This is a genomic window from Streptomyces sp. NPDC001903, assembly GCF_042891345.1.
Lineage (GTDB): Bacteria > Actinomycetota > Actinomycetes > Streptomycetales > Streptomycetaceae > Streptomyces.
The window spans coordinates 64,641-87,276 of the sequence record NZ_JBIASZ010000013.1; the positions used below are offsets into that span (position 1 = coordinate 64,641).

Annotated in this window: 22 protein-coding genes; 6 read left to right on the forward strand and 16 right to left on the reverse strand. The window is 73.4% G+C overall.

Annotated elements, in window-relative coordinates:
- Window positions 1–108: 108 nt before the first annotated feature.
- From ACFYZS_RS26540 to ACFYZS_RS26550, 3 genes are all read right to left on the reverse strand, one after another.
- Window positions 109–1,557 (reverse strand): GNAT family N-acetyltransferase, encoded by a 1,449-nt coding sequence (locus ACFYZS_RS26540; RefSeq protein ID WP_389017433.1) that lies wholly within the window; start codon window positions 1,555–1,557, stop codon window positions 109–111.
- A 221-nt stretch (window positions 1,558–1,778) separates the two neighbouring features.
- Window positions 1,779–3,374, reverse strand: a complete 1,596-nt coding sequence (locus ACFYZS_RS26545) for an alkaline phosphatase D family protein (protein ID WP_389017436.1) — start codon at window positions 3,372–3,374, stop codon at window positions 1,779–1,781.
- A 106-nt stretch (window positions 3,375–3,480) separates the two neighbouring features.
- Entirely contained in the window at window positions 3,481–4,332 is an 852-nt protein-coding gene (locus tag ACFYZS_RS26550; RefSeq protein WP_389017439.1) for an alpha/beta fold hydrolase, read from the reverse strand.
- A 351-nt stretch (window positions 4,333–4,683) separates the two neighbouring features.
- Here ACFYZS_RS26550 and ACFYZS_RS26555 point away from each other — a divergent pair, with 351 nt between their 5' ends.
- Complete coding sequence (locus tag ACFYZS_RS26555) at window positions 4,684–5,457, forward strand: GntR family transcriptional regulator (protein WP_389017442.1); 774 nt, start codon at window positions 4,684–4,686, stop codon at window positions 5,455–5,457.
- 102 nt (window positions 5,458–5,559) lie between these two features.
- On the opposite strand, the gene ACFYZS_RS26560 is transcribed toward ACFYZS_RS26555, so the two are convergent.
- From ACFYZS_RS26560 to ACFYZS_RS26570, 3 genes are all read right to left on the reverse strand, one after another.
- A complete protein-coding gene (locus ACFYZS_RS26560; protein ID WP_389017445.1) occupies window positions 5,560–6,717 on the reverse strand; it encodes an ROK family transcriptional regulator in 1,158 nt (385 codons plus the stop codon).
- Window positions 6,718–6,818: 101 nt separating this feature from the next.
- Window positions 6,819–7,469, reverse strand: a complete 651-nt coding sequence (locus ACFYZS_RS26565) for a response regulator (RefSeq protein ID WP_389017448.1) — start codon at window positions 7,467–7,469, stop codon at window positions 6,819–6,821.
- A 4-nt stretch (window positions 7,470–7,473) separates the two neighbouring features.
- A complete protein-coding gene (locus ACFYZS_RS26570; protein WP_389017451.1) occupies window positions 7,474–8,649 on the reverse strand; it encodes a sensor histidine kinase in 1,176 nt (391 codons plus the stop codon).
- Window positions 8,650–8,757: 108 nt separating this feature from the next.
- On the opposite strand from ACFYZS_RS26570, the gene ACFYZS_RS26575 reads away from it, so the two are divergent.
- The 3 genes from ACFYZS_RS26575 to ACFYZS_RS26585 are packed head-to-tail and all read left to right on the forward strand — an operon-like array spanning window position 8,758 to window position 10,923.
- A complete protein-coding gene (locus tag ACFYZS_RS26575; protein ID WP_389017454.1) occupies window positions 8,758–9,669 on the forward strand; it encodes an ABC transporter ATP-binding protein in 912 nt (303 codons plus the stop codon).
- 29 nt (window positions 9,670–9,698) lie between these two features.
- Window positions 9,699–10,448 (forward strand): ABC transporter permease, encoded by a 750-nt coding sequence (locus tag ACFYZS_RS26580; RefSeq protein WP_389017457.1) that lies wholly within the window; start codon window positions 9,699–9,701, stop codon window positions 10,446–10,448.
- Between the two features lie 40 nt (window positions 10,449–10,488).
- Window positions 10,489–10,923: a hypothetical protein gene (locus ACFYZS_RS26585; RefSeq protein ID WP_389017460.1), complete on the forward strand. Its 435-nt coding sequence runs from the start codon at window positions 10,489–10,491 to the stop codon at window positions 10,921–10,923.
- Window positions 10,924–10,983: 60 nt separating this feature from the next.
- Here the strand turns inward: ACFYZS_RS26585 and mug are convergent, their stop codons facing one another.
- From mug to ACFYZS_RS26610, 5 genes are all read right to left on the reverse strand, one after another.
- Window positions 10,984–11,559, reverse strand: coding sequence for a G/U mismatch-specific DNA glycosylase (gene mug / locus ACFYZS_RS26590; protein ID WP_389017888.1), 576 nt, complete (start codon window positions 11,557–11,559; stop codon window positions 10,984–10,986).
- Window positions 11,556–12,989, reverse strand: a complete 1,434-nt coding sequence (purB, locus tag ACFYZS_RS26595) for an adenylosuccinate lyase (protein WP_389017463.1) — start codon at window positions 12,987–12,989, stop codon at window positions 11,556–11,558. The genes mug and purB overlap by 4 nt, the downstream gene beginning before the upstream one ends.
- A 71-nt stretch (window positions 12,990–13,060) precedes the next feature.
- Window positions 13,061–13,852, reverse strand: coding sequence for an SGNH/GDSL hydrolase family protein (locus ACFYZS_RS26600; RefSeq protein WP_389017466.1), 792 nt, complete (start codon window positions 13,850–13,852; stop codon window positions 13,061–13,063).
- Between the two features lie 69 nt (window positions 13,853–13,921).
- The gene (locus ACFYZS_RS26605) at window positions 13,922–14,947 is read right to left on the reverse strand and encodes a hemolysin family protein (protein WP_389017469.1); all 1,026 of its coding nucleotides are present in this window, start codon (window positions 14,945–14,947) and stop codon (window positions 13,922–13,924) included.
- The gene (locus ACFYZS_RS26610) at window positions 14,944–16,293 is read right to left on the reverse strand and encodes a hemolysin family protein (RefSeq protein ID WP_389017472.1); all 1,350 of its coding nucleotides are present in this window, start codon (window positions 16,291–16,293) and stop codon (window positions 14,944–14,946) included. The genes ACFYZS_RS26605 and ACFYZS_RS26610 overlap by 4 nt, the downstream gene beginning before the upstream one ends.
- A gap of 207 nt (window positions 16,294–16,500) precedes the next feature.
- Between ACFYZS_RS26610 and ACFYZS_RS26615 the strand changes: the two genes are divergently transcribed.
- Window positions 16,501–16,923, forward strand: a complete 423-nt coding sequence (locus ACFYZS_RS26615) for a GNAT family N-acetyltransferase (protein ID WP_389017475.1) — start codon at window positions 16,501–16,503, stop codon at window positions 16,921–16,923.
- A gap of 4 nt (window positions 16,924–16,927) precedes the next feature.
- Here the strand turns inward: ACFYZS_RS26615 and ACFYZS_RS26620 are convergent, their stop codons facing one another.
- From ACFYZS_RS26620 to bioB, 4 genes are all read right to left on the reverse strand, one after another.
- On the reverse strand, window positions 16,928–17,593 hold the full coding sequence (locus ACFYZS_RS26620) for a class I SAM-dependent methyltransferase (RefSeq protein WP_389017478.1): 666 nt from the start codon (window positions 17,591–17,593) through the stop codon (window positions 16,928–16,930).
- Between the two features lie 193 nt (window positions 17,594–17,786).
- Window positions 17,787–18,506 (reverse strand): dethiobiotin synthase, encoded by a 720-nt coding sequence (gene bioD / locus ACFYZS_RS26625; RefSeq protein ID WP_389017481.1) that lies wholly within the window; start codon window positions 18,504–18,506, stop codon window positions 17,787–17,789.
- A gap of 1 nt (window position 18,507) precedes the next feature.
- Window positions 18,508–19,821: an adenosylmethionine--8-amino-7-oxononanoate transaminase gene (locus ACFYZS_RS26630; protein ID WP_389017484.1), complete on the reverse strand. Its 1,314-nt coding sequence runs from the start codon at window positions 19,819–19,821 to the stop codon at window positions 18,508–18,510.
- Window positions 19,814–21,064, reverse strand: a complete 1,251-nt coding sequence (gene bioB / locus ACFYZS_RS26635) for a biotin synthase BioB (RefSeq protein WP_389017487.1) — start codon at window positions 21,062–21,064, stop codon at window positions 19,814–19,816. Before bioB ends, ACFYZS_RS26630 begins: the two co-directional genes overlap by 8 nt.
- 156 nt (window positions 21,065–21,220) lie before the next feature.
- Between bioB and ACFYZS_RS26640 the strand changes: the two genes are divergently transcribed.
- A complete protein-coding gene (locus ACFYZS_RS26640) occupies window positions 21,221–22,393 on the forward strand; it encodes an 8-amino-7-oxononanoate synthase (RefSeq protein ID WP_389017490.1) in 1,173 nt (390 codons plus the stop codon).
- A gap of 4 nt (window positions 22,394–22,397) precedes the next feature.
- Here the strand turns inward: ACFYZS_RS26640 and ACFYZS_RS26645 are convergent, their stop codons facing one another.
- The gene (locus ACFYZS_RS26645) at window positions 22,398–22,628 is read right to left on the reverse strand and encodes a DUF397 domain-containing protein (protein ID WP_229342465.1); all 231 of its coding nucleotides are present in this window, start codon (window positions 22,626–22,628) and stop codon (window positions 22,398–22,400) included.
- Window positions 22,629–22,636: the final 8 nt, after the last annotated feature.

Here is a 22,636-nt window from a genome sequence, read left to right on the forward strand (position 1 = left end):
CTCCTGACGTGCACGGGAGCGGCGGAGCCTGCTTCCGCTCCCGTGCGGTCGACGGCCTCTCCTCGGGGGCGAGTTCGCGCCATGTGGCGGGACCTCGGTGCACCCGGCTCAGCGCGGGTGCTGCCCGCCGTACGGCTGCTGCGCGCGCGGCAGCTCGTACGCGGCCCGGGAGACGACCGGCGTCGCGTCCAGTCGGGCCGTGATCACCAGGGTGCCCTCCTCGATCTGGTAGTCGAGGGGGAGGCCGAGGCCGCGCATGGCCGCGACCATGCCGGTGTTGGAGGCCTGGGTGACGGCGTACACGCTGTCGCAGCCGGCCTCCACGGCCATCGCGATCAGGCGGCCCAGCAGTTCGGAGCCGATTCCGCGGCGCTGCCAGTCGTCCTCGATCAGCAGCGCGACCTCGGTCTCGTCCCCGTCCCACAGGAGGTGGCCGAGGGCGACGAGCTTGCCGGACGCGGTGGTGGCGGCGAGCGTACGGCCGAACCGGGGGCTCAGCAGATGGGCGAGGTAGCGGTCGGCGTCGGCGACGGGCCCGTGGTAGCGCAGGCCCAGGGTGCGCTCGGAGCAGCGGTCGTGCATCGCGCGGGCGGCGGCGAGGTCGGAGCCGTCGGCGCGGCGGACGGTGATCTCGTTCCCCTCGGGGAGGGTCAGCACGTCCTGGCTGCGCGGGACGCGCGGGCCGAGCCGGGCGTCGAGCTCGACGAGGGCGCGGGCCCGGGCGAACTCGGTCGGGGTGAAGGGCAGGTAGGGGCGCTCCACGGTGATCGCGCCGCCCGAGGGGTCGCGCAACCGCATCACGGTGGCCTCCAGGACGCCCTCGACCGGGGCGTCGGCGCCCGCGTTGGGGCGGCCGGAGAGGGTGGTGGCCGGGATCGAGTGGATCGTGCAGCGGCCGAGCAGCTGGCGCAGGGCGAGGGGCAGTTCGGCGGCGTCCAGGGCGGTGCGGGTGGCCAGGCCCAGGACCCGGGTCGGGGTGTCGACGAGGTCGTGCGCGTCGGCGCGTTCGATCCAGGTGCTGCGGCCGCCGGCTCCGGCGATCGCGCGCGAGAGGTCGGCGGAGGCCAGCTGCTGCGGGGAGCGCAGCAGGAACTCGTCGACGGTGCCGCCCTCGGGGAGCGGGTGGGTCTGCAGGGTCAGGATGTCCACTTCGTGGCGGGCGAGGGCGCTGCAGATCGCGGCCAGGCTGCCGGGCTCGTCCCGTACGGTCGTCCGCATCCGCCACAGGGAGGTGGTGGCGGTGGCGCTCTCCGAGGCGGACTCCGAAGCGGATGCGGCCGGGGCGGCGCCCGGGGACGGATCGGAGGGTGCTGTGCTCACCGGCGGCGGTGCATGGCTGTTGTGGCGCCGTGCCCACCAGGTGTGGAAGGCCGTCGTGACGAGGAGTGCGACGGCCGAGGCGATGAGCAGGACCGGGCCGTGGGGGCCGTGCGCGACGAGATTGGCGATGCCGTCGGCGACGGCGACGGCGCAGAAGAGCGCGGCCAGTTCGACGAGGTCTCGGCGCCAGTGGTGGCGGTGGTGGCGGTGGGCGGGGGCGTGGTTGCGTTCAGTCATGCATGCCACTGTGACGCAGGGGTGTTGCGTGATCACGAACGATCTGTGTCCGACTGGTTAAGTGTCCGTCTGGCCGATTTCGCCCGGTTTTTCGAGCGGGGTGCGGGCATCCGGAATCCGCGGCGGCGGACCGGGGGCCGGGCCCGGGGCCCGGGAGCCATGGGCCCCGGAGGCCGGCCCCGGGGCCCGGCAGGTCCCGGGGAGCCCGGGACCTGCGGAGGTCACTGGCCCACGCGTCCGGGCTGGAGCGAGGTGGAGAAGAGTACGCCGCCACCCTGGCGCCGCAACCGGACGGTGAGCTCCCCGCACTCCCCGTCGATCTCGACCTCCCCGTAGTGCGGGGGGTTCTCGGACGGTGACATGTTGGCGACCGGAGCCGACTGGACGTAGGCGGTCTCGGGGCCGAAGGTGGCGTCGAGCTTCCCGGCGGGGAAGCCGCCTGCACCGATGGGACCGGAGACGAACTCCCAGAACGGCGCGAAGTCGGTGAAGGCGGCCCGCTCGGGGGCGTAGTGGTTCGCGGCCGTGTAGTGGACGTCGGCGGTGAGCCAGAGGGTGCCCGTGATGCGCTGGTGCTTGATGTGGCGCAGGAGTTCGGCGATCTGGAGCTCGCGGCCGAGCGGGGCGCCCGGGTCGCCCTGGGCGACGGCCTCGAAGTTCGCGGCGCCGTCGGGTACGACGATGCCCAGCGGCATGTCGGAGGCGATGACCTTCCAGGTGGCGCGGGAGCGCGACAGCTCGCGCTTGAGCCAGGCCAGCTGCTCCTGGCCGAGGATCCCGATGGGGTCCACGGTCTGGCGGCCGGGGGAGTTGGCGTCGCGGTAGGTGCGCATGTCGAGGACGAACACGTCGAGCAGCGGCCCGTACCGCATCACGCGGTACATCCGGCCCTCGGCGCGGCCGCCGCGCAGGTCGGTGACCGGGAAGTACTCGCCGAAGGCCTGGCGGGCGCGGCCCGCGAGGGTGTCGACGTCCCGCACGGTGTAGCGGGGGTCTTCGATGAGCTGCCCGGGGTACCAGTTGTTGCGCACTTCGTGGTCGTCCCACTGGGCGAGGACCGGGACCTGGGCGTTGAAGTCGCGCAGGTTGCGGTCGAGCAGGTTGTAGCGGAAGTTCCCGCGGAACTCGTCGAGGGTCTCCGCGACCTTCGCCTTCTCCTCGGTGGTGATGTTGCGCCAGATGCTGCCGTCGCGCAGGGGGACGGAGGCCGCGATCGGGCCGTCGGCGTAGATGGTGTCCCCGCTGAACAGGAAGAAGTCGGGGTCGCGCTGGCGCATCTCGTCGAAGACGCGGTAGCCGCCGAGGTCCGGGTTGATGCCCCAGCCCTGGCCCGCGAGGTCTCCCGACCACAGGAAGCGCACGTTGTGGCGGCGGGAGACGGGGGTGGTCCGGAAGGTGCCGCGGACCGGCTCGCTCGTGCGGCGGGGGTCGTCCGGGTCGGCCAGGACCACCCGGTAATGGATCTGCTGCCCGGGCGGGAGGTCGCGCAGGGTGGTGGTGCCGGTGAAGTCGGTGGCGGGGCCGAGGAACGGGCCGCCGTGCCGTCGGACGCCGTAGCGGAACGACTCGCTCGGGGAGGTCTCGACGTACATCCGCGCCGGCCGGTCGGACCGTGTCCAGACGGTGGCCGAGTGCGCGGTGATCTCACCGGACTGGGTGCCCCACGGCGCGCTCGGGCGCCCGGAGCGGGTGAACGCCGCGGCGGCTGTGGATGCGGCGAACGCGGGCGCGGCGAGCGCGCCGGACAGGGCAAGGCCCACCGGAACGGCGAGTGAACCGCCGAGCAGGGACCGTCGGGTGTGCGGAATCGGTGCCATCGGAGCGTCTCCAGGGGCCGGCGGGGACGGGTCGGCCCAGTGTGCCGTCGCACACCGGCCCGCCCGCGTCGCCCAACCGAACCGTGGATGAACAGCCGTCAGCCGCTCAGGCCGATTGGCCGGTTGTGGCGCGCACCGTGTCCAGAACCACGCGGGAGACCAGCGCCGGGTCGTCGTTCATCGGTACGTGGCCGCAGCCGCGGAGCCGGATCAGCCGGGCGTCCGGCACCGTGTGCTTGGCGCGGACGCCCTGGCGGGGCAGGAGCAGCCGGTCGCGGGAGCCCCAGGCGATGGTGACCGGCAGGCCGGGCACGTCGGAGGTGAACCGTACGGAGCGGCCGGCGGCGAGCGTCTCCTCGAAGCCGGTGGCCTCGCGCAGGGCGAGGGTCTCGGCGACCACGGCCGCGGGGGAACGGCGGGCCGGGTGGGCGTAGATGGTGCCGGTGAGCGCGGCGCGGCCGGCGGCGCTGCGCGAGAGCCGCTCCAGCGTGGAGTGCGGCAGCGTGAGCGCGCCGACGCGCATCGCGCGCAGGGTGGCGAAGGCGTACTTGCGCTCGGCTTCGGTCCAGAACCCGGCGGGGGAGAGCGCGGTGACCGAGCGGACCAGGTTGCTCCGGCCCATCTCGAGCGCGAGGAGACCGCCGAGGGAGTTGCCCACGACGTGCGGGCGCTCGAGGCCGAGGGCCGTGCAGAGCGCGCCGAGCGCGGGGACGAAGGTGCCCAGGTCGTACGGGACGCCCTCGGGCAGCGGCTCCGAGGCGCCGAATCCGGGCAGGTCGACGGCGATGACGTCGTGCTCGGCGGCCAGGATGTCGGTCACCGGGTGCCAGGCCTGGAGGTGGTGGCCGATGCCGTGCAGCAGGAGAAGCGGTGCGCCGGCGCCCTTGCGCTCGTAGGCGACGGTGGCGGTGCGGGGGCCCTGCGGCGATTCGATCGGGAAGGAGACCGTGGCGGTCATGCTGCTCCTCGTCGGGTGGGCGCGATCAGGTGGACGCGATCGGGCGGGCCTGATCGTGCGGACGTGATCGTGCGGACGCGTGTGAGACAGGTTGTCAGTAATGACTACGCCATGATTACCGCCCGGTAGCCCGACAGGAAAGACTCCGGTGCGTGTCGCGCTGAGCGAGAACATCGCGTGAACGGCTTGATACGTATGCCCGATGTGCCCGGTAAAGGGGTGAGGATTGGTCTTGACCAAGGGGGTGCGCCGTCCTATCGTCGCAGGGGATAGTGCAGGAACCTTTAATAAACAAGGGCGCGGAACTGCCGCTGGAACACGGCGATTGCAGCGATGGCAGGAGGAGTCAGGGTGGGGACCACGCAGCTCGAAACGGTGCCGGAGCCTAAGTACTGGCACCTCAAGACCGTCCTCAGCGAGGCGCTCGACCAGGACTTCGCGGTGGGCGAGGTCCTGCCGAACGAGCGTGAGCTCGCCGCCCGCTTCGGAGTCGCCCGCGCGACCCTGCGCCAGGCCCTGGAGCAGCTCGAGCTCGAAGGACGGCTGCAGCGCCGCCGCGGGGTCGGCACCACGGTGGCCCCGCCGCGGGTCGGCGTGGCCGTCGGCAGCACGGGGCAGAGCTGGCCCGGCGAGAGCGCCGACGGCTGGGAGGTCGTGGACGCGGACGTGGCCGACGCCGTCCTGCCGTCCGCCGCCGTCCTGAAGCTCCTCGGTGGCGCCGGCGCCACCGACCAGCCCGTGCACACCGTGCGCCGGACCCGGGTCTCGCACGGTCAGGCCGTCGCCGCCGAGCTGCTGTACGTACCGGCCGCCTCCGTGCCCGGCCTCTCCGCCATCGACGCTCCCGCCGGACCGGCCCGCGCCCGGGCCGTGCTGCGCGAGCTCCAGCGACTCGAGCTCGACGGGCAGGACCGCTCGGTCGAACTCGGCTCGGCGCGTGCCGACGACGCCAAGGAGCTGGACCGGCTGCCGGGTGCGCCGGTGCTCGTGGTGACCACCCGCTACTTCACCGCCGCGGGAACGGCCGCCGTCTCGGTCGCCACCTACCGCGCGGACACCTGCCGCCTGACCTTCGGCGACTCGGGCGACGTGGAGATAACGCACGAAGCCCGCGTCGCTTCCTGACCCCGCCCCCGCCCCGCCCGAAACGGCCCGCCCCGGCTCCCGCCGGGACGGGCCGTTCGCGTTCGCGGCGTGCGGCGGGAGCGGCCGGAGTCCGCCCGGCGGTCAGCGGCGCCGGGTCGTGACGGTCTTCTCCACCGCGAAGAGCTCTTCCTCCACGTGGTCCAGCGCCAGGCGCAGGGCTCCGGTGGCCACCGCGGCCTCACCCAGCAGGGACTGCGCCACCCGCGGAGGACGCAGGCAGTAGCGCTCCAGCTCGCGGCGCAGGGGGTCCAGCACGCCGGACAGGCCGGCCGCCCAGCCGCCGACCACGACGAGCTCCGGATCCATCGCCAGGACCAGCGCCGCCACGTCGTGCACCAGCCGCTGGATGAAGCGCTCCACCGCGGCCACGGCCCGCTCGTCGCCCCGGCGGGCCATCGCGAACACCTCGGCCACGGCCTGCTCGTCCAGCGGGTGCAGCGGTTCCCCGGTCGTGGACAGCAGCTTCTCGGGCGTGACGTCGCGGCCCAGCAGGTGCAGGGCGCCGATCTCGCCCGCCGCGCCGCCGAACCCGCGGTGCAGCCGGCCTCCGATCAGCGAACCCGCGCCCGGGCTGAGCCCCGCCATCACGAACACCATGTCGTCGGTGTCCTGCGCGGCGCCCTTCCAGTGCTCGGCCACCGCGGCCGCATTGGCGTCGTTCTCCACCTGCACCGGGCAGCGGAACGAGCGCCTCAGCCGCTCACCGAGGGGCAGTCCGGTCCAGCCCGGCAGGGCGGTGCCCAGGCGTACGGTGCCGTCCGCCTCCACGATCCCGGGGCTGCCGACGCCTACGGCCCGCAGGGAGTCCCGCGGCACGCCGGCCCGGCGCAGCAGATCCGCCACCGCCGCCCGGACCCGCTCCAGCCGCTCGTCGGCGGACGCGGTCTCGGCGACCTCCTTCGTGCCGGCGCCGATCACCCGCCCGTCCAGCCCCGACAGCAGGACCGCGATCCGGTGCGAGCCGATCTCGATGCCGAGCAGATGGCCCGCCTCGGACCGGAACCGGTAGCGCCGGGCCGGCCGCCCCTGGCGCCGCGCACCCTCCTCCGCGCCGGCCTCGACGACGAGCCCGGTCCCGATCAGCCCCTCGACCACCCCTTCGACGGTGGGCCGGGACAGCCCGGTCACCCGGGTGAGGTCGGTGAGGGTCGGCGATTCGGCCGCCCGCAGTGCGCGCAGCACCACGGCCGAATTGATCCGCCGGAGCAGAGAGGGATCCCCGCCGGTCAGCTGCCCCAACGTGTGTCCTCCCAGCTAGCGAGCTTGTCTGCCGGATCGTACTGTGCGCCCGGGGCCGCTGCGAGACGCAGCCCCCCATCGGCCGGAACCAGCCCCTCCCCTCACGCCGGGGCTACGAATCCGGACTCGTAGGCGGTGATCACCGCCTGGGTCCGGTCCCGCGCCCCCAGCTTCCCCAGAATCGCGCTCACATGGGACTTCACCGTCTCCGTGCCGACGATCAGCTCCTTGGCGATCTCGACGTTCGTCAGCCCGCGCGCCATCGCCCGCAGCACCGCCTCCTCGCGCTCGGTCAGCGCGGCCCGCTCGAGCACCGCCCGTGCCTGCCGGTTCCCGTACTCCGCGGCCAGCGCCCGCACGGCGGCCGGGAACAGCAGCGTCTCGCCCTCGGCCACCAGCCGCACCGCGTGCACGATCTCGGAAGGCCGGGCCCGCTTCAGCAGGAACCCGTCCGCCCCCGCCCTCAGCGCCTGGTACACGTACTCGTCGTTCTCGAACGTGGTCACCACGAGGATCTTCGGCGGGGAATCCACGCTCCGCAGCACGGCTCGCGTCGCCTCGATCCCGTCGAGCAGCGGCATCCGTACGTCCATGGCCACCACGTCCGGCCTCAGCTGCCGGACCAGCGGGACCACGGAGGCCCCGTCGGCCGCCTCACCCACCACTTCGATGTCGGGCTGGGCATCCAGGACGGCACGCAGACCCGCGCGCACCAGGGGTTCGTCATCGACGAGCAGAACGGTAACCGGCATCCGGTCAGCGTATTCGCTCCAGCGGAAGCCGGGCGCGCACCCTCCAACTGCCCTCGAACGGCCCGGTCTCGGCCTCCCCGCCGAGCAGCGCGGCCCGCTCCCGCATCCCGCGCAGCCCGCTCCCGCTGCCGGGTATGAAGGCGGGCCCCTCCGGCAGCGGGTTCGTGACTTCCATGTCCAGCCTGCCGACTGCCATCTCCACCCGGACCCGGACCGGTACCGGGCCGCAGTGCCGCAGCACGTTCGTGAGCGCCTCCTGCAGGATCCGGTAGCCCTCCCGGGTGACCGGGCCCGGCAACTGCTCCAGCGGCCCCGTCAGTTGAGCGTCGACCTCGGACCCCGAGGCGCGGGCCGACTCCAGCAGCCGGTCGGCCTCCGCGAGCGTCGGCCGCTGGGAGACGGGCTGCGCCGACTCCCGCAGGACCAGCAGGACCCGTTCCAGGTCTTCCAGCGCGGCCCGGCCCGTCTCCTCGATCGCGCCCAGCGCCCGGTCGGTGAACTCGGGATTGCCGGCGGCCCGCGCCGCCCCCGCCTGCACCACGGCCACCGTCAGGGCGTGCCCGATCGAGTCGTGCAGCTCCCGCGCGATGCGCGTGCGCTCCAACAGCTGCTCGGTGCGGGCCTCCAGGGCGGTGAGCCGCTCGGCGGCCGAAGGACCCAGCAGCAGCCGCGCGACCGCGGTGACCAGCTCGCCCAGCAGCACCACGATGGCGATGAGCAGGACCAGGGGAACCGGAACGAGCAGTGCGGCGGCCCAACGCGGCGGAATGAAGGGGATCATGAGGTCCGAGTTGAGCGGATGCCCGAGGGCCGCCGCGACCAGTTCGACCGTCACCACCGGGAGCCATACGGTCGCGGCCATGGCGGCGAGCGCGATGACGAGCCGGGCCTCGAGCCACACCAGTGTCCGCCAGCGGTCGCCCCACCGGGCCGACGGCGCGGCGCTGATGCCGCTGTCGGGGGTGCCGTGGTCGTGCGGAGTGAGCAGGAACTGGGCCTGCAGCCCTTCCGCCAGCCGCACCCACGGCACGAGGCCGAACGGTATGACGATGACCAACGGCATCCACGGCCACGCCGGCTCTATGAACATCCACAGGGCCAGCAGCAGCACGGGCACGCACAGATGCAACCAGCGTGAGTAGGTCACCGGTTGGAGCGGGGCACGGAGCAGTCGGTACATGCCCCCATCGTGGCAGTGACCGGCCCGGACGCGTCTCCCCCACGTGGGGGAGACGGCACCCTCGCACGGGGGAGGAAGGGGGGTGGGGCGGGCGGCGAGCCTTGAGTCATGAACAGCATCGAGATCCGAGAACTGACCAAGGAGTACGGCCGCACCCGGGCCGTGGACCGCCTCACCTTCGATGTCCTGCCCGGACGGGTCACCGGATTCCTCGGCCCCAACGGCGCCGGCAAGTCCACCACGATGCGCCTGCTGCTGGGCCTGGACCGGGTCACCTCCGGGACGGCCACGATCGGCGGGGCCCGCTTCACCGACTTCCCCGACCCGCTCCACCGGGTCGGCGCCCTCCTGGACGCCCAGGCGGCCCACGGCGGGCGCACGGCCCGGGACCACCTCCGCTTCCTCGCCGCTGCCAACCGCATCCCGGTGCGCCGGGTCGAAGAGGTGCTGGAGCAGGCGGGAATCGCCTCGGCGGCGAAGCGGCGGATCAAGACCTTCTCGCTCGGCATGCGCCAGCGCCTCGGCATAGCGGCCGCGCTGCTGGGAGACCCGGCGGTCCTGCTGCTGGACGAGCCCACCAACGGGCTCGACCCGGAGGGCATCATCTGGATCCGCGAGCTGATGCGGGGCCTCGCCGCCGAGGGCCGCACGGTGCTCGTCTCCAGCCATCTGATGACCGAGACGGCGGCGCTCGCCGACCACCTGGTCGTGCTCGGGCAGGGCAGGCTGCTCGCCGACTCCTCGATGGAGGACTTCATCGAAGCCCGCAGCACCCCGAAGGTGCGTCTGCGCACCTCGGATCCGGTCCGGCTCCGTGCGGCCCTGGCCCGGGACGGCTTCGAGATGGCGGCCGCCGACGACGGGCGCTGGACGGTGGAGGGCATACGGGCCGAGCAGCTGGGCGGGATGGCCGCCCGCGAGGGCGTCCCCGTACTGGAACTCTCCGACGAACGGGCCTCGCTGGAGCAGGCCTACCTCGACCTCACCGCCGACCACGCCCAGTTCGCCGCCACCCACTGACTCTCCCCACGCTTCAAGGAGGCTTCGCCATGCGCGCCGCTCTGCCCACCGTCCCCGTCCTGCACTCGGAATGGATCAAGATACGGTCCCTTCGCGGCACCTTCAGGGCGCTGATCGCCATACTCGTGGCCACCGCCGGGATACAGGCACTCGCGGCCGCGGCCGTCGGCCAGTCCGAGGCCGGCAGCATGGGGGAGGACCCGCTCCTCGGAGCCTTCTACGGCATCAACTTCGGCCAGATAGCGGCGTTCGCCTTCGGGGCGAGCGCGCTGGCCGCCGAGTTCCACAACGGCGCCCTGCGTACGACGCTGACCGCGGTGCCGAACCGCACGCGCTTCTACCTGTCGAAGATCGCCCTGGTGGGCGGGCTCGCCTTCCTGGCGGGCCAGGTCACCGGAGTGCTCACCTTCGTCCTGGGCCAGGCCTTCATGGGCCGGTACGCGCTGTCGCTGGGGGACCCGGGCACCCTCCGCGCGGTCTTCGGCAGCGGTGTGTACCTCATGCTCATGGCCCTGTTCGCGGCCGGTCTGACGGCGGTGCTGCGCAGTGCGGCGGTCGTGCTGAGCGTGCTCATACCCTTCGTCGTCATGGTCCCGTTCATCGTCGGTCAGGCCGCGGGCGGTGTCGCCGAGTTCCTGCCCGACCAGGCGGGGCAGCTCGTCCTGCACCTGGAGTCGACCGGCCGGCTCGGCCCCTGGAGCGGTCTCGGGGTGCTGGCGCTGTGGGCGGTGGCGGCGGTGGCCGGCGGCTGGCTGGCGGTGCGCCGGCGGGACGCGTGACGCCGGGCCAGTTGTCAGACCTCGACGCGATACTGACGGCATGACCACGGCAGAGCATCTCGACACGATCGACCGGCTCCGGACGCGTGCTTTCCCCGACGTCCGGGGCAGGTCCGAAGTGGGCACCAGCGGGCCCGGCTACCACCTCGCCGAGCTGGGCGGCAGCCGGTGGTACGGGGACGAGGACGCGGCCGATCGCCTGGAGCACGAGGACCAGGTGTCCGCCGAGTTCGACGCCCTGGCGCAGCGGCTGGAGGAGCGCTGGGGCAAGCCCGACCGGTTCACGCTCGACAGCCTGCGGCTGCGGTCGGAGGGCGGGGAGGTGGCGCAGCCGTGGCAGGAGATCGGCGACACCAGCGCCCACCTCCACCTGTGGCGGGTCGGGGACCGCTGGGTCGCCGTCTACGAGGCGCGGTGGGGGGCCGACCACTCACCGCAGCTGATGGCCGCGGTCACCGTGATCGACCCGCCCTAGGGGGTGTCAGCACAGTCCGGCCCGGTCCGCGGGCGCTCGCCGGGACCATGCGGACACCGGCTAGGCGCCAGGGGCCCGCTGCTCGGGGGATCGCTCGGCCGTCGGCTCGGCGGCCGAGCGGAGGCGGGCGTACTCCTGGGCCATGGACTCCGCGGTCCAGTGGGCGTTGAGGCCGCTGGGGTTGGGAAGGGCCCAGATGCGGGTGGAGCCGATGGTCCGGTCCTGGGGCCCGATCTGTGCCTTGCGTTCACCGAAGGCCGTGCGGTAGGCGGTGACTCCGACGACCGCCAGCCACTGCGGACGCAGCAGTTCCACCTTGGCGGTCAGGATGCGGCCGCCCTCGCGGAACTCCTCGGCACTGAGCTCGTCGGCCCGGGCCGTGGCGCGGGCGACGACGTTGGTGATGCCGAGCCGGTAGGTCAGCAGCTCCTCCTGCTCCGCGGGATCCAGGCGGCGCGGGGTGAAGCCGGACAGGTGCAGGACCGGCCAGAAGCGATTGCCGGGGCGGGCGAAGTGATGGCCCGTCGCGGCGGAGAGGAGACCCGGATTGATCCCGCAGAACAGCACACGCAGACCGCCCGCGACCACGTCCGGGAGGACGCGGTCACGGGCGGCGCTCAGCTCCTCGGGGGTCAGAGGATCGACCCCGGCGCGTACCCGGCGGCTTCCGGGTGCTGCTTGGCGATCGCCTCGATACGGGAGACCACCGCGGCCACCTGGTCACCGGCCGCGCCCGTGAAGGACAGCTTGTCGGCCATCAGGGCGTCGAGCTGGGCCCGGTCCAGCGGCATCCGCTCGTCGGCGGCCAGCTTGTCCAGCAGCTCGTTGCGCTCGGCGCCCTGCTCGCGCATGGCGAGCGCGGAGGCCACCGCATGCTCCTTGATGACCTCGTGGGCGGCCTCGCGGCCGACACCCGCCCGCACCGCGCCCATCAGGACCTTGGTGGTCGCGAGGAAGGGCAGGTAGCGGTCCAGCTCGCGGGCCACGACGGCCGGGAAGGCGCCGAACTCGTCGAGGACCGTCAGGAAGGTCTCCAGCAGGCCGTCGAAGGCGAAGAAGGCGTCGGGCAGGGCCACCCGGCGGACCACGGAGCAGGACACGTCGCCCTCGTTCCACTGGTCGCCGGCCAGCTCGCCGGTCATCGAGGCGTAGCCGCGCAGGATGACCATCAGGCCGTTGACGCGCTCGCAGGAGCGGGTGTTCATCTTGTGCGGCATCGCGGAGGAGCCGACCTGGCCGGGCTTGAAGCCCTCGGTGACCAGCTCGTGGCCGGCCATCAGGCGGATCGTCTTCGCGATCGACGAGGGGGCGGCGGCCAGCTGCACCAGGGCGGTGACCACGTCGTAGTCGAGCGAGCGCGGGTAGACCTGGCCGACGGAGGTGAAGGCCTGGGCGAAGCCGAGGTGGGCGGCGATCCGCTGCTCCAGGTCGGCCAGCTTCGCGGCGTCGCCGCCGAGCAGGTCGAGCATGTCCTGGGCGGTGCCGACCGGGCCCTTGATCCCGCGCAGCGGGTAGCGGCCGAGCAGGTCCTCGAGCCGCTCGTAGGCGACCAGCAGCTCGTCGGCCGCCGTCGCGAAGCGCTTGCCCAGGGTCGTCGCCTGCGCGGCGACGTTGTGGGAGCGGCCGGCCATGACCAGCTCGGCGTGCTCGCCGGCCAGCTTGCCGAGACGGGCCAGGACGGCGACCGTACGGTCGCGGGCCAGCTCCAGCGAGAGCCGGATCTGCAGCTGCTCGACGTTCTCGGTGAGGTCGCGGGAGGTCATGCCCTTGTGGACGTGCTCGTGGCCGGCGAGGGCGTTGAACTCCTCGATGCGGGCCTTCACGTCGTGCCGGGTGACCTTCTCGCGCTCGGCGATGGAGGCGAGGTCGACCGTCTCCAGGACGCGCTCGTAGTCGGCGAGGGCGGCGTCGGGGACCTCGATGCCGAGGTCCTTCTGGGCGCGGAGCACGGCGAGCCACAGCCGCCGCTCCAGCGTCACCTTGTACTCGGGGGACCACAGGACGGCGAGCTCCGCGGAGGCGTAGCGGCCGGCCAGGACATTGGGGATGCGGGGCTTGGCTGTCACGTGTAGGGATTCTACTTGGGCCGCGGCTGTGCGTTTACGCAGGTAGGGACCCCGCCTCGGATTGTGCCTTGCTACGAGAGCCGCTCGCGCGCGGCGGCCTCGAACGGCAGCAGCTCCGGGCGCTTGGCCGGGCGGCCGTCCCCGGAGGAGCGGCCCGTCAGCCGCCGGCCTATCCACGGCAGCAGGTGCTGCCGGGCGAAGCTCAGGTCCTGGGAGCGGCGCACGGCCCAGCCCGGGGGAACCGCCGCCGGCAGCTCGGTGCGCCAGTCCTGCTCGGCCGGGAGGCCCAGCGTCTGCCAGACCGCCTCGGCCACCCGGCGGTGGCCTTCGGCCGTCAGGTGCAGTCGGTCCACGTCCCACATCCGGGGGTCGGCGAGCACGCCCGCCCCGTACAGGTCCACGACCAGGGCCCCGTGCCGGGCGGCAAGCTCCTCGATGATGCCGAAGAGCTCCTCCATGCGCGGGCGGAACCGGTCCATCACCGGTCCGTTGCGCCCCGGTGAGCGCATCAGCACCAGGGTCTTGCACGTGGGGGCCAGCAGCCCCACGGCTTCCTCCAGGTGCCCGCGCACCCGGCCCATGTCGACCTTCGGGCGCAGCGCGTCGTTCAGACCGCCGACCAGCGTCACCACGTCCGCGCCCATCCCCGCCGCGACCGGGGCCTGCTCCTCGGCGATCTGGCCGATCAGCTTCCCGCGGACCGCGAGGTTCGCGTAGCGGAAGCCGGGCTCGCGCGCCGCGAGGCGGGCGGCCAGCAGATCGGCCCAACCGCGGTAGGAGCCGTCGGGCAGCAGGTCGGACATGCCCTCGGTGAAGGAGTCGCCGACCGCGACGAAACTGGTGTAAGAGGCATTCATCTCCATGGCGCAGCGATGCTACCGCGCGGTACCCCGGCCGCGCAGGGCCGGGGCACCGCCGCGGCGGCCGCCGCGTCAGGCGGAGGCGGGCCTGCCGAACAGCTGGCGCAGCACGTCCTCCATCGTGACCAGGCCCGTCATCGCCCCGCCCGAGCCCATGACCGCCGCCAGGTGCGTCCGGCTGCGCCGCATCGCGGTCAGCACGTCGTCCAGCGGGGTCTCCGCCCGCACCTGGGCGATCGGCCGCAGCGCGGACACCGGGAACGGCTGGTCCCGCTCCGGCCCGTCCGCGTCGAGGGCGTCCTTGACGTGCAGGTACCCGAGGATCCCGGCCTGTGCGTCGATCACCGGGAAGCGGGAGTACCCGGACTCGGCCGACAGGCGCTGTAGGGCCGTCGGGGTGACGCCCTCCCGGGCCACGACGACCCGGTCCAGCGGCAGCACCACATCGGTGACGGGCCTGCGGCCCAGCTCCAGGGCGTCGTGCAGCCGCTCGCTCGCCCGGTCGTCGATCAGCCCCGCGTCACTGGAGTCCTTCACGATCCTGGCCAGCTCGTCGTCCGAGAACGTCGCCGCGACCTCGTCCTTCACGTCCACCCGCAGCAGCCGCAGCAGGAGGTTGGCGAAGGCGTTGATCGCGAAGATCACCGGCCGCAGCGCCCGGGTCAGGGTCACCAGCGGCGGACCGAGCAGCAGCGCGGTGCGCACCGGCTCGGACAGGGCCACGTTCTTCGGCAGCATCTCGCCGAAGAGCATGTGCAGGTACGTGGCCAGCGCCAGCGCCACGACGAACGAGATCGCGTGGGTCAGCCCCGAGGGCACCCCGACCAGGTCGAACAGCGGGGTCAGCAGGTGCGCGATGGCCGGCTCGGCCACCACGCCCAGCACCAGGGTGCACAGCGTGATGCCGAGCTGTGCCGCCGCCATCAGCGCCGACACGTGCTCCAGCGCCCACAGCACGGCGCGGGCCCGCCGGTCGCCCTGCTCGGCGTACGGCTCGATCTGGCTGCGCCGCACCGAGATCAAGGCGAACTCGGCGCCGACGAAGAAGGCGTTGACGACCAGGGTCGCCAGGCCGATCAACAGCTGGATGACCGTCATCGCGTTCCCTCCCCACCCTGGTCCGAAGACTCCTGCGCGGGCCCGACGGGCGCGTGCAGCAGCACCCGCGCGGCCCGCCGGCCGCTGGCGTCCTCCACGTCGAGCCGCCAGCCGGCCAGTTCCATGCTGTCGCCGACGGCCGGGATCCGGCCCAGCTCGGTCGCTATCAGACCGGCGAGGGTCTCGTACGGGCCGTCCGGCACGCGCAGCCCGATCCGCTCCAGCTGGTCGGTGCGCACGGCGCCGTCGGCGGAGTAGAGGCGGCGCCCGGAGGCGTCCGTACCGGCCGGGGCCAGGTCCGAGGTCTCGTGCGGGTCGTGCTCGTCGCGCACCTCGCCGACGACCTCCTCGACGATGTCCTCCAAGGTGACCACCCCGGCCGTGCCGCCGTACTCGTCGATCACCACGGCCATCGTCTGGCGGCCGGACAGCAGGTCGAGCAGCCGGTCCACGGTCAGCGACTCCGGTACCAGCAGCGGGTCGCGCAGCAGCCGGGAGACGGGGCGGCGGTGCCGCTCCTCGGCGGGCAGCGCGAGCACGTCCTTGATGTGGACGGTGCCGACGACGGTGTCGAGGCTGCCGCGGTAGACCGGGAAGCGCGACAGGCCGGTCGCGAGCGTCGCGTTCGCCACGTCCTCGGCGGTGGTCTGCACGTCCAGGGCCGTGACCTGGACCCTCGGGGTCATGACGTTCTCCGCGGTCAGGTCGGCCAGGTTCAGGGTCCGCACGAACAGCTCGGCGGTGTCCTTCTCCAGCGCGCCCGCCTTCGCGGAGTGCCGGGCCAGCGCCACGAGCTCCTGCGGGGTGCGCGCCGAGGCGAGCTCCTCGGCCGGCTCCATGCCGAGCCTGCGGACCATGTGGTTCGCCGTGGTGTTCAGATGGCTGATGAACGGCCGGAAGGCGCGGCTGAAGACCCGCTGCGTGGTGGCCACGCGCTTGGCGATGGCCAGCGGGGAGGAGATCGCCCAGTTCTTGGGCACCAGCTCGCCGACGACCATCAGGACGACGGTCGACAGCACGGTGCCCAGGATGAGGGCGGTGGTGGAGGCGGCGCCGGCCGACAGCCCCATGGCCTCGAACGGGCCCTGCAGCAGGGCGGCGATCGAAGGCTTGGAGATCATGCCGATGACCAGGCCGGTCACGGTGATGCCGAGCTGGGCGCCGGAGAGCTGGAACGTCAGGCTCCGGACGGCCGCGAGGGCGCTCTCGGCCCCGCGCTCGCCGCGCTCGGCGGCCTGTTCGAGCTCACTGCGCTCGACGGTGGTCAGCGAGAACTCGGCCGCGACGAAGGCCCCGCAGGCAAGGCAGAGCAGCAGCGCCACGAGGAGCAGGAGCACTTCGGTCATCGGTCGGTCACCTCCGTCCCATGATCAGTCAGGAGGAGGGCCGTCGCGCGATGTCGGGTACTGGGGGGCTCGCCCATGGGCGGACGCTCACACCTTTCGTTCGAGTCGGTCGGCGGGTCGTTCGACCGCTGGTCACCATAGTAAAGGAAAGGCAAAGAGGGCGGATCATTCTTTTGGCGGAGCGCAACCGGATGATGGGATCCGGCCATGAGTGATCTTCATATCGGTCCCGCGTCCGCCGCTGATCTCACCGCCGTGCTCGGCTTCTGGAAGACCGCCGCCGAGGGAACGAGTATCAGTGACGACCTCGCCGGGGTCGAGCGCCTCCACGCCCGCGATCCGCAGGCCCTGCTGCTGGCCCGGCGCGAGGGCGAACTGGTCGGCACGTTGATCGCGGGCTTCGACGGCTGGCGCTGCCACCTCTACCGGCTCGCGGTGCACCCGGACCACCGCCGCCGGGGCATCGGCTCGGCGCTGTTGGCCGCCGCGGAGGACCGGTTCCGCGAGCTCGGCGGACGCCGCGCCGACGCGATGGTGCTGGACCGCAACGAGCGGGCGCACGGCGCGTGGGCCGCGGGCGGGTACCACCCCGAGGACCACTGGACGCGCTGGGTCAAGCCGCTGGTCTGAGGCTTCAGGCCGGACCGCGGCGGGCCGTACCGAGCACGCAGTACGAGGACGGGAGCGCCGGTCCGCGCTCCGGCAGCCGGAAGGTGCGGTACGAGGTGACCCGGAAGCCGGCGGCCTCGATCGCGGCGGCCGGATCCCTGGAGGTGTGGCACCCGCCGAAGAGCCGGGGCCAGACGGTCCGGTCCAGCGTGCGCTGGACGGCGGCCATCGTGGCGGTGGGCGCGCGGCCGTGCTCGAAGAAGCGGAGCTCGGCGTCGGGGCGGAGCACCCGGTGGAGCTCCGCGAGCGCGCGCGGCAGGTCCCGTACGGTGCACAGCACGAGGGAGGCCACGGCGGCGTCGAAGGCCTCGCTCTTCACGGGGAGGGCCTCCGCGACGCCCGGAACGACATCGACCGGGACCTCGGCGCGCAGCGCCGCATCGGCCGCGAGCCGCCGCAGGCTCCGCTCCGGTTCGACGGCGACGACCTCGGAGACGGCCCGCGGGTAGTGCGCGAAGTTCAGGCCGTTGCCGGCGCCGATCTCGATGACCCGGCCGGACACTCCGTGCAGGAGCTCGCGGCGCAGCTCGCGGACGCCGCCGCGGGTGTCGGCGGTGGTGCTGAGCCGCGCGTAGAACCGGGCGAAGAGCGGGTGCTCGACGCCATCCGGGTCATGGTGGGGCGAGGGCATGGCGGACCTCCGGGCGGGGGTGGCTACGGGTGCGGTTGCCCTGCCGGGCTGTTCCCCATGCGCGCTGCGGGCAAAACCGGCGGCGGCCGCGGACGGCTGCGCGTGCGGCTCCGCGGACGGCTCCGCGTACGGAACGGCCCGGCGGGCCGGAGGGCGCCGCCGGGCCTGATCGGTCCGGGTGTCGTAGGCCGGGTCAGGGCTGCCAGGCCGTCAGGAAGGACTCCGGGGACCAGGTGCCCGAGAGGCCGGCGCCGAGCCACGTGGGGGCCGCCGCACGGAAGGCCTCCGGGGCCAGGGAGCCCGAGGACTCCGGTACGACGCCCAGCAGCGGGAGCCCCGAGGACGACGGCAGGTCCGCCAGGTTGCAGCGGCACGCCAGGTCCGGCTCCGCCGGCCAGCTGCCGATGACCACGCCCGGCGACTGCAGCCCCCGGGCCCGCAGGGCCTCCGCCGTCAGGGTCGTGGAGTTGAGGGTGCCGAGGGCCGGCGGCGTGACCACCAGGACCGGCGCGTCGAGGAGGCGGGCCGCGTCGGCCAGGGTGTGTCCGGCCTCGTCGAAGCGGACCAGCAGCCCGCCCGCCCCCTCCACCAGGACCAGGTCGTGGGAGCGGGACAGGTCCCGCGCCGCGTCCGCGATCTGGGCGGGTGAGAGCGTCGGCAGGCCCGCGCGGCGGGCCGCCGTGTCCGGGGCCAACGGCTCCGGATAGCGGGCCAGTTCCAGCGCCGTGACCGCCGGCCCGGCCAGGCGGACCACCTCGGCCGCGTCGCCCGGAGCGCCGGGCTCCATGCCCGTCTGGGCCGGCTTCAGGACCGCCACCGAGCGGCCCGCCGCCACCGCGGCGGCCGCGACGGCCGCGGTGACCACCGTCTTGCCGATCTCCGTGCCCGTGCCCGAGACCATCAGTACGGCCATGTCAGCCCTCCTGCGCGGCCGCGCACACCGCACGGCAGATCCGGGCCACGTCGCCGTCGCCCGTGACGAACGGCGGCATGACGTAGATCAGGTCCCGGAAGGGGCGCACCCACACGCCTTCGCGGACTGCGGCCCGGGTCGCCGCGGCCACGTCGACCTCGTGCGTCAGCTGGACCACGCCGATGGCGCCCAGGACCCGTACGTCCCGGACACCGGGCAGCTCCCGCGCCGGGGCCAGACCCTCCGTCAGGCCCGCCTCGATCCGCTTGACCTCGCGCTGCCAGTCCTGCCCGAGCAGGAGATCGATCGAGGCGAGCGCCACGGCCGTGGCGAGCGGGTTGCCCATGAACGTCGGCCCGTGGGCGAGGACGGGGACGGCGCCCTGCGAGATCCCGTTCGCCACCCGCTCCGTGCACAAGGTGGCCGCCAGCGTGAGGTAGCCGCCGGTCAGGGACTTGCCCAGGCACATCACGTCCGGGGTGATCCCGGCGTGGTCCGCCGCGAACAGGGCGCCGGTGCGGCCGAAGCCCGTAGCGATCTCGTCCAGGACGAGCAGGACGTCGTACTCGTCGCACAGTTCGCGCAGCACCCGCAGGTATCCGGGGTTGTGGAAGCGCATGCCGCCGGCGCCCTGCACCACCGGCTCCACGATCACCGCGGCCAGCTCGTCCGCGTGCGCGGAGATCAGGGAGCGCAAGTGGTCGGCGTACGCCGGGTCCACGGGCGCGTCGAAACCGCTCGGCGGGACGTCGGCGAAGAGCTGCTGCGGGAGGATCCCCGACCAGAGCTCGTGCATGCCCCCCTCGGGGTCGCAGACGCCCATCGGCGTCCAGGTGTCCCCGTGGTAGCCGCCGCGCCAGGTCAGCAGCCGGGTCTTGCCGGACCGGCCGATGGAGCGCCAGTACTGGAGGCACATCTTCACCGCGACCTCGACCGAGACCGACCCCGAGTCGGCGAGGAAGACGTGCTCCAGGCCGGGCGGGGTGATCTCGACCAGCCGGGCGGCGAGGCGGACGGCGGGCTCGTGGGTGAGCCCGCCGAACATCACGTGCGACATCCGGCCGAGTTGGTCGGTCACGGCCTCGTTCAGCGCCGGGTGGTTGTACCCGTGGATCGCCGACCACCAGGAGGACATGCCGTCGACCAGCTCGTCCTGCCCCTGCGAGGGCTCGGCCAGCCGCAGCCGGACGCCCGAGGCGGAGGAGACGACCAGGGGCTCCTGCCGACCGGGCATCGGACCGTACGGGTGCCAGACGTGCTGCCGGTCCAGCGCGAGCAGTTCCGCGGCCGGCAGCGAGTGGTGCTGGTCAGGCATTGGGGGCGAGGTCCGTTCCCGCGCCCCGGCGGCGGACCGCCACCAGGTCCGAGCGGACCTCCCCGGCCGGAGCCTGGGCCGGAGCCCCGGCGGGCACGGGAGCCGGCGCCGCGGCCGCCTGCGCCGGGACGGCCTCGTGGCCCGAGCAGCCGCCGCACGCCGAACCGCAGCCCGCCTCGGCCGCCGAGGAGCCGCACGGTCCCTGGGCCGCCGCGGCCCGGGCCGCGGCCAAGGCGTCCGCACGGTGGGCCGGCAGGGTCGTCGTACCGGCGCCCTCCACCTCGAACCCGGCGTCCGCGATCATGTCGAGGTCGGCCTGGCCGGCCTGGCCCTCGCTGGTGAGGTAGTCGCCGAGGAAGATCGAGTTGGCGATGTTCAGCGCGAGCGGCTGCATCGAGCGCAGGTGCACCTCGCGGCCGCCGGCGATCCGGACCTCCACGTCGGGGCAGACGAACCGGACCATCGCCAGGATCCGCAGGCAGCGCTGCGGGGTGAGGTTCCACTCCTTGGCCAGCGGGGTGCCCTCGAAGGGGATCAGGAAGTTGACCGGCACCGAGTCCGAGTCCAGCTCGCGCAGCGAGTAGACGACGTCGACCAGGTCCTCGTCGCTCTCGCCCATGCCCGCGATGAGGCCGGAGCAGGCGGACAGGCCCGCCGCGTGCGCCTTCTGCACCGTGTCGACCCGGTCCGCGTAGGTGTGGGTCTTGGTGATCTGGCCGTACGTGGCCTCGGAGGTGTTCAGGTTGTGGTTGTAGGCATCGGCGCCCGCGTCCTTCAGGCGCTCGGCCTGGCCCTCCGCGAGGAGGCCGAGGCACGCGCACACCTCGATGCCCTCGTTCTGCTCCTTGATCGCCTCGATCGTCTTGCCGACCCGCTCGACGTCGCGGTCCGTCGGGCCGCGCCCGCTCGCCACCAGGCACACGCGCTTCGCGCCGCCCGCGACACCGGCCGCGGCGGCCTGCGAGGCCTCTTCCGGCTTGAGCCACGTGTACTTGAGGATCTCCGCCTTCGATCCCAGGCGCTGGGAGCAGTAGGAGCAGTCCTCGGGGCAGAGCCCCGACTTCAGGTTGACCAGGTAGTTCAGCTTGACCCGACGCCCGAACCACTGGCGGCGCACCTTGCCGGCCGCGGCCACCACGTCGAGCAGTTCGTCGTCAGAGGTCGCCAGTACGGCAAGCGCCTCTTCGCGGGTCGGCAGCTCGCGCCGCAGCCCCTTGTCCACCAGGGTGTTCAGCAGGTCCATGAGGCCGATCCTGGACTACACGAGCGCTCCCGGCCAAGGAGAGATCGCACAACATGGCCGGAACGGAGTGTGTGGATCGCCACACCTGGCACTCAAGTGGCGGCCGTTAGGGTCAGGCAGGTCTGTGGACTGCCGACAAAAAACGAGGACCCGCCGATGAGCCAGCACAGCCCCGAGCCCGATGACGTGTTCGCCTGGATCGACGACGCGGAGCGGGCCCGTGAGCAGGCGGGACTCGTCCGGACGCTGCGCCCCCGTCCGGCCTCCTCGCCGCTGCTGGACCTCGCGAGCAACGACTACCTCGGCCTGTCCCGGCACCCGGAGACCGTGCGCGGTGCCTGCGAGGCGGCCGAGCGCTGGGGGGCCGGGGCCACTGGATCACGCCTGGTGACCGGTACGACCGAGCTTCATGCGGAGCTCGAGCGGGAGCTCGCGGCGTTCTGCGGGTTCGAGGCCGCGCTCGTGCTGTCCTCCGGGTACGCCGCCAACCTGGCGGCCGTCACGGCGCTCAGCGACCGCGGCACCCTCGTCGTGTCCGACGCGGGCAACCACGCCTCCATCGTCGACGGCTGCCGGCTCTCGCGCGCCGGGATCGAGGTGGTCCCGCACTCCGATCCGGAGGCCGTGCGCAAGACGCTCGCCACCCATGAGGGCCGCTCGCTGCTGGTCAGCGACTCGGTGTTCTCCGTGGACGGGGACGCCGCCCCGCTCGCCGCCTACGCGGCCGCCTGCCGGGAAGCCGGCGCGGCCCTGGTCGTGGACGACGCGCACGGGCTGGGCGTGCTGGGGGAGGGCGGCCGGGGGGCCCTGCACGCCGCCGGACTGGCGGGCGCGCCCGGGGTGGTCGCCACCCTCACGCTCTCGAAGTCCCTGGGCAGCCAGGGCGGGGCCGTGCTCGGTCCGGCCAAGGTGATCCGGCACCTGGTCAACACGGCCCGGACGTTCATCTTCGACACCGGGCTGGCGCCGGCCGCCGCGGGTGCGGCGCTGGCGAGCCTGCGCCTGCTGCGGCGGGAGCCGGAGCGCGCCGGCCGGGCCCGCGAGGTGGCCGACCGGCTGTACGGGCGGCTCACCGCGTCCGGCCTGACCGCGGCCCGGCCGGACGCGGCCGTGGTGTCGGTACGGGCCCCGTCGGCCGCGGCGGCACTGCGCTGGGCCGCCGACTGCCGCGAGGCAGGTCTGTCCGTGGGGTGCTTCCGCCCGCCGTCGGTGCCGGACGGCATCTCCCGGCTGCGGCTGACCGCTCGGGCCGATCTCACGGGGGACGAGATCGACCGGGCCGTCGAGACGATCCTGAAGACCGCCCCGGCCGGAGCCACGGACTGCTAGGGCCTCACGCGAGTACGTCCGCGTCTGCCCGTACGGCTGCGAGGAAGCCGTCCCAGGCCGGCCCGGTGAAGAGCACGGCCGGGCCGTCCGTCCGCTTCGAGTCGCGGACGGCCAGCAGGCCGCCGCCACCGAGGACGGCGGTTTCCACGCAGTTGTTCATTCCGGTGCTGCGGCTGCTCCGCCGCCACCGCGCGCTGATCAGAAGTCCGCTGGTGGAGAGGGGGGTTGCGGACACGGGGGTGC

Bases quoted from the DNA above. Each gene is read 5' to 3' on its own strand.
- ACFYZS_RS26575 (WP_389017454.1), top strand. From the start codon at position 8,758: ATGAACAGCATCGAGATCCGAGAACTGACCAAGGAGTACGGCCGCACC.
- ACFYZS_RS26605 (WP_389017469.1), bottom strand. From the start codon at position 14,947: ATGACGGTCATCCAGCTGTTGATCGGCCTGGCGACCCTGGTCGTCAAC.
- bioB (WP_389017487.1), bottom strand. From the start codon at position 21,064: ATGGACCTGCTGAACACCCTGGTGGACAAGGGGCTGCGGCGCGAGCTG.
- ACFYZS_RS26630 (WP_389017484.1), bottom strand. From the start codon at position 19,821: ATGCCTGACCAGCACCACTCGCTGCCGGCCGCGGAACTGCTCGCGCTG.
- bioD (WP_389017481.1), bottom strand. From the start codon at position 18,506: ATGGCCGTACTGATGGTCTCGGGCACGGGCACGGAGATCGGCAAGACG.
- ACFYZS_RS26640 (WP_389017490.1), top strand. From the start codon at position 21,221: ATGAGCCAGCACAGCCCCGAGCCCGATGACGTGTTCGCCTGGATCGAC.
- ACFYZS_RS26540 (WP_389017433.1), bottom strand. From the start codon at position 1,557: ATGACTGAACGCAACCACGCCCCCGCCCACCGCCACCACCGCCACCAC.
- ACFYZS_RS26600 (WP_389017466.1), bottom strand. From the start codon at position 13,852: ATGGAGATGAATGCCTCTTACACCAGTTTCGTCGCGGTCGGCGACTCC.
- ACFYZS_RS26615 (WP_389017475.1), top strand. From the start codon at position 16,501: ATGAGTGATCTTCATATCGGTCCCGCGTCCGCCGCTGATCTCACCGCC.
- ACFYZS_RS26580 (WP_389017457.1), top strand. From the start codon at position 9,699: ATGCGCGCCGCTCTGCCCACCGTCCCCGTCCTGCACTCGGAATGGATC.
- ACFYZS_RS26570 (WP_389017451.1), bottom strand. From the start codon at position 8,649: ATGTACCGACTGCTCCGTGCCCCGCTCCAACCGGTGACCTACTCACGC.
- ACFYZS_RS26620 (WP_389017478.1), bottom strand. From the start codon at position 17,593: ATGCCCTCGCCCCACCATGACCCGGATGGCGTCGAGCACCCGCTCTTC.
- ACFYZS_RS26585 (WP_389017460.1), top strand. From the start codon at position 10,489: ATGACCACGGCAGAGCATCTCGACACGATCGACCGGCTCCGGACGCGT.
- ACFYZS_RS26565 (WP_389017448.1), bottom strand. From the start codon at position 7,469: ATGCCGGTTACCGTTCTGCTCGTCGATGACGAACCCCTGGTGCGCGCG.
- ACFYZS_RS26545 (WP_389017436.1), bottom strand. From the start codon at position 3,374: ATGGCACCGATTCCGCACACCCGACGGTCCCTGCTCGGCGGTTCACTC.
- ACFYZS_RS26550 (WP_389017439.1), bottom strand. From the start codon at position 4,332: ATGACCGCCACGGTCTCCTTCCCGATCGAATCGCCGCAGGGCCCCCGC.
- ACFYZS_RS26610 (WP_389017472.1), bottom strand. From the start codon at position 16,293: ATGACCGAAGTGCTCCTGCTCCTCGTGGCGCTGCTGCTCTGCCTTGCC.